Source organism: uncultured Bacteroides sp., from assembly GCF_947632445.1.
GTDB lineage: Bacteria > Bacteroidota > Bacteroidia > Bacteroidales > Bacteroidaceae > Bacteroides.
Genome location: NZ_CANRPM010000113.1, coordinates 1 through 4,835 on the forward strand (window position 1 = coordinate 1; position 4,835 = coordinate 4,835).

Annotated in this window: 5 protein-coding genes and 1 pseudogene; all 6 read right to left on the reverse strand. The window is 58.7% G+C overall.

Translation table 11 applies throughout. From position 1 onward, the window contains the following. Positions 1 to 2,075, reverse strand: a pseudogene (locus Q0Z70_RS13005) (TraG family conjugative transposon ATPase); the annotation flags it as partial. Next, the gene (locus Q0Z70_RS13010) at positions 2,072 to 2,395 is read right to left on the reverse strand and encodes a DUF4133 domain-containing protein (protein WP_298075158.1); all 324 of its coding nucleotides are present in this window, start codon (positions 2,393 to 2,395) and stop codon (positions 2,072 to 2,074) included. The gene Q0Z70_RS13010 and the pseudogene Q0Z70_RS13005, both read right to left, overlap by 4 nt. A gap of 11 nt (positions 2,396 to 2,406) precedes the next feature. Further along, positions 2,407 to 2,709 (reverse strand): DUF4134 domain-containing protein, encoded by a 303-nt coding sequence (locus Q0Z70_RS13015; RefSeq protein ID WP_298075160.1) that lies wholly within the window; start codon positions 2,707 to 2,709, stop codon positions 2,407 to 2,409. Between the two features lie 138 nt (positions 2,710 to 2,847). Further along, positions 2,848 to 3,540: a hypothetical protein gene (locus tag Q0Z70_RS13020; protein WP_298075161.1), complete on the reverse strand. Its 693-nt coding sequence runs from the start codon at positions 3,538 to 3,540 to the stop codon at positions 2,848 to 2,850. Positions 3,541 to 3,543: 3 nt separating this feature from the next. Then, positions 3,544 to 3,987: a DUF3408 domain-containing protein gene (locus Q0Z70_RS13025; protein WP_298075162.1), complete on the reverse strand. Its 444-nt coding sequence runs from the start codon at positions 3,985 to 3,987 to the stop codon at positions 3,544 to 3,546. A gap of 5 nt (positions 3,988 to 3,992) precedes the next feature. Continuing rightward, a complete protein-coding gene (locus Q0Z70_RS13030) occupies positions 3,993 to 4,748 on the reverse strand; it encodes a ParA family protein (protein ID WP_298075164.1) in 756 nt (251 codons plus the stop codon). Between the last annotated feature and the right edge of the window lie 87 nt (positions 4,749 to 4,835).

Here is a 4,835-nt window from a genome sequence, read left to right on the forward strand (position 1 = left end):
GGTCTTGTACATATACTTGATGTAAGACGCCATGTTCGCCGAGGCGATGGCTTTCCACGCTTCCTCGATGAGTATCATCTTGCGGATGCCTTTCAGCCGCCGCATCTTGCCGATGAACATTTCCATGATGATGATGGTCGTGACGGGAAACAGGATCGGGTGGTCCTTGATGGCGTCGATTTCAAAGACGATGAACCGCTTGTGCAGCAAGTCCAGCTGTTTGTCGGAGTTGAGCAGGTAGTCGTATTCTCCGCCCCGATAATAGGGTTCGAGGACGTTGAGAAAATTGTGCAGGTCGAAATCCCGCTCGCGCACCTGTTTCTCCGCGAGGATGCCGCGGTATTCGCCGCCGACGAACTCATAGAACGAGTTGAAGGACGGCACGAGGCTCCCGTCGGTCTTGAGACGCTCTATGTAGAGCGCGACGGCATTCGAGAGCGCCACCTCCTCCGCGCGGGTCGCAGGCTCGTTGTCCTTCTTCCACAGCGTCAGCAGCAGCGTCTTGATGCTTTCCCGCTTTTCGATGTCGAACACCCTGTCGTCCGTGTAGAACGGATTGAAGGCGATGGGATTCTCATCCGTGTAGGTAAAGTATATGCCGTCCTCTCCCCGTGTCTTGCGGTGTATCATCCCGCACAGCCCCTCGTAGGAGTTTCCCGTGTCGATGAGCACGATGTGCGTGCCCTGCTCGTAATACTGCCGCACCATGTGGTTCGTGAAAAACGATTTTCCCGATCCCGAAGGGCCCAGAATGAACTTGTTGCGGTTGGTCGTGATGCCCTGCTTCATGGGCAGGTCGCTGATGTCCACGTGCAGGGGCTTGCCCGTAAGACGGTCGGCCATGCGGATGCCGAAAGGCGAGAGCGACGACCGGTAATTGGTCTCCTCCGTGAAGAAGCACACCGCCTGTTCGGTGAAGGTATAAAACGATTCCTCGGCAGGGAAGTCCGCCGCATTGCCCGGAATGCCCGCCCAGTAAAGCGTCGGGCAGTCCACCGTGTTGTGGCGCGGCATACACCCCATCGACGCCAGCTGGCTGCCGGCATCGTTGTGGATGCGCCTGAGTTCCCCCGCATCTTCCGACCATGCGATGACGTTGAAATGCGCCCGCACGGAAGTCAGGCCCAGCGAGTGCGCCTCGTTCAGATACTTCTCTATCCACTCCCTGTTGATCTGGTTGGAGCGCGAATAGCGCGACAGCGAGTGCATGTTGCGTGCGTTCTTTTCGAAACGCTGCAGATTCTCGTCGCTGTCATCGAGGAAGATGTACTGATTGTAGAGATGGTCCCAGGGCAGCAGCAAGCCCACGGGGCGGCGAAAGAGAGCCGGCAGTCCGAGCGGTCGGTGGAGAGACGCTCATAGCGCGAATCGGTCGCCGCCATGCCCGGCAGATCCTCCGTATCGGAGAGCGTGTGCAGGCACAGATGCTTGTCGCCGATGCGCATGTCCGCTGCCGAGAGGTCCATGTCCTGCAGACACGCGGCATTCCCCGCCGTGAGGGAGAGATACTGTTCTATCAGTCCCGACGTCTCCCGGGTGCCGACAATCTCGTCGGTCGTCAGCCGGCGCAGACGCACCAGCCCCGAATCGTTCATGATGCGCTCGAACTGCCCGACGGATTCCATGAATTTCGCCGCCGTGCCGCCGTTTACCTCCTTCGGAATGATATGCCCGCGGCACAGGGTGCTGAAATTGCTCTGCTGCCGGCTGCGTTCTTTCGTCGTCTTCGTCAGATAGACGTAGCACCGGTGGTGCAGGTAGGGCCGCTCGTTGAAATGCCGCTCGAAAGCGCGCGCGAGGAAACTCGCATCCTCTTTCTGCAGGTCGGGAGCGTAGCGCTCGCGCACGAACCAGTCCTGCTTGTGCAGAATGGAAAACGCGGGCAGGACTTTCAATGCCTTGCACCACGTCCCGTGCAGCGCCTCGTACTCCGTTCCCGTTACGGTGTACAGTTCGGGAAGCACGACCTCGAATGCCGCCGTGATGTCCGCATCCTTCGAGAGGATGCAGCCCTGTTCCACCGCCAGCAGCGGGAACTTCGATTCGAGCGTCGAAGCCTTTAAGATGTTTCTCATGATTCCTCCTTTCTTTGGAACAGACGGGTCACGCGCCGCCGGTTGATAAGGTAGCGGGGACGGGTGCGTGCGGCACCCGCTTTCATCAGCCCGTACTCCCCGTACCGTGCATTCAGGGTGAAGGTCTGCCATACGAGGACAGACGCCGCGGCCACCCCGAAGCCGATGTATATCCACGAAGCGAGGCCTGCCATGTACATGATGACGAAGACCACGAAGACGGCAAGCAGCCCTCCGGCGAAGATGAAGAGATACTGGGCTTTCAACCCCTTGAACTCGGCCGTGCGGCCGATACCCTTGTTGATGGGATATTCTGACATGGCCGCCGGTATCAGAGGAAGAACGAACGCAGAATCGTTGCCGCGACAATCAGGAAGATGCACGCCCCGAACCAGCTCGCGGCGGTCTTCGAGGTGTCCGGATCGCCCGAGGAGAACTTGCCGTAGACCTTGACGCCTCCGATAAGGCCCACGACCGCACCGATGGCATAGATGAGTTTCGTGCCCGGGTCGAAATAGGACGATACCATGGACGTGGCCTCGTTGATGCCGGCCAGTCCGTTGCCCTGCGCGTATGCGCCGACGGCGCCTGCCGCCAGAAAGGCGGCGGATAAAAGAATGCTTTTGTGTTTCATAAGATGGTTGTTCGTATTTGTGCCGGACGGCGGGACAGGCCGCCCGGCGGGTTGATAATCTGTTTGTCTTTCGGTTTTTAGCGGCAGCTCCCGGAACTACCCGTAATCTCTCTGTTTCATGCGTCCTTTTGTTTTTGGTTATACATAGTCCCGAATGTCGAAATCCTCGATGGTTTCGGGCAGTGTGAATGCCTGCTTTCCTACGGAGCCGGCGGCATGGAGATAACTCTCGATAGCCTGCGTAACACGCTCCCCGACGGCGGCGAAGCGTTCCGTGATGCACGCGAAAAGCTCCGTGTCCTGCAGCCCGGCGAAAACGCGTCCCGCCTGTCGGGTCTGTTCGTCCGTGGCATCTGCCGTGCGGACGGTGCGGACGGCGGCGTCTATCGCCTCGAAACTTTCGCCTCGGGCATAGCCCGCCGTCGGATTTTCATCGGGTTCTTCCCCGCCGACTACATCTTCGATGCGTATATCCGCAAAGGCCGCGTCGAGGCCGTCGTCCGAAATACGGGCGGGGTGTCCTTCCTCCGTTGCGTCTGCAAAAATAACATCGGCATCCGCCACTTCTTCCGTTTCTTCGTCCGTGTCGGCATTTGTCTCCGGCCGGCTTCGGCTGGCGCCTTCCGACGTCTCCGCGGGTTCGGGACGGACGCTCCTTGCGGGCATCCGGAACAGGCTGCGGCCCACGACATCGGGTGCAGCGCCGCGGGACGGCGGCACGACAGGGCTGCCGGTCTTGGAGCGGCGCGGACGGCGCAGTTTCTCCGAGAGGAAAAAGCCTGCGACGAAACAACCGTAGGCGACAATTAGAATAATCAGCAGTATGCCCATATGTCAGAAAATTGATTTTGAATGTTCGTGATACAATCGGGTGATTTCTTCCTGATGCTTCTCAAAATGATGCGCCAGCACGTTGTTCACAAAACTGAACATCGACACCTTGTCTTTGCAGACAACGCTCAGCAGCAGCCTGATCCGCTCGTGGAACTCCTTGGATACATAGACGGGTTTCCCGTACCGGGCCGGCGTCTCCACTTCTTTCAGGAACTGCGACTCGTAGTCGGGCGCTCCGGTCTTGCGGCGGCGGGCGTCTTCGCGCCGTTCCGCTCCGGAGGCCGGCGGTGCGTCATCGGCTGTCGGCGGAGGGGCGGGGACCGCAGGAGCGGCCGGCATGCCCTCCACGCTCCTCGCCGCCGGCGGAATGCTCAGATCGTCCTGCCGGAACGAATTGATGATGAACTCGCTGTCTATATCTTCCACTCGTGTTTTCTTTGCCATGGCCTTCAACCTTTGATGATGCCTATAATCTCTTCCGCCAGCCGGTCGATGTGGCTGCCGCGCACCAGCGGACGGTCGGGCGGAAACGTCGTGGAACGGAAGACCGCCTTGCGCTCCCCGGAGGTTTCCTTGCGGAACCGCTTGCTGTCCGGCAGGGCCGTTTTCAGTATCGGCAGGGCAAACTCCGCACAGACCTTTTCGTAGAGGGCGTACAAGTCCGTCTTTTCACGCCCGTCCACCATGTTCCAGACAAGGTAGAGCCCCTTGATGTCCGACTTGCCCGTGCTGACCAGCTGCTCGTTGATGACCGTCGCAAAGCGCAGGGAACTCTCCATGACGACCCTGTCGGCGATTATCGGACAGAAGATGTAATCCATGCGGGCGATGGTGCCGACCACCTCCTTGTTGTTGACGGTTCCCGGGAGATCGAAGAATACGATGTCCGTGTCTTCACGCGTACGGCACAGCCGCTCCGCCGTGGCGATGGCGTCCTCCGCACGGCTGCATTCTACGGGATAATACTTCTTGCCTATGCGCTTGAGCATCTCGAATGCCTGCACCTTGTAATAGTCGTCTTCCATAATGGCTTTCATGTCCCGCTTGCGCATATCGTGGATGCTGTATTGCGGGAAGTCGCAGTCCACGACCGCCACATTGTACCCTTTGACATAATGCAGGTAACCGGCGACAAGCACCGTAAGGGTCGTTTTGCCGGCGCCTCCCTTTTGCGTGGAGAACGCCGCATAGATAGGATTTTTCATATGTTCGTATAGTTATTTGTATGTTTCTATAATCGGTTGGACGGACGGGTGATTCTTTGTACGGAAATACAGCCGGACAAACGGACG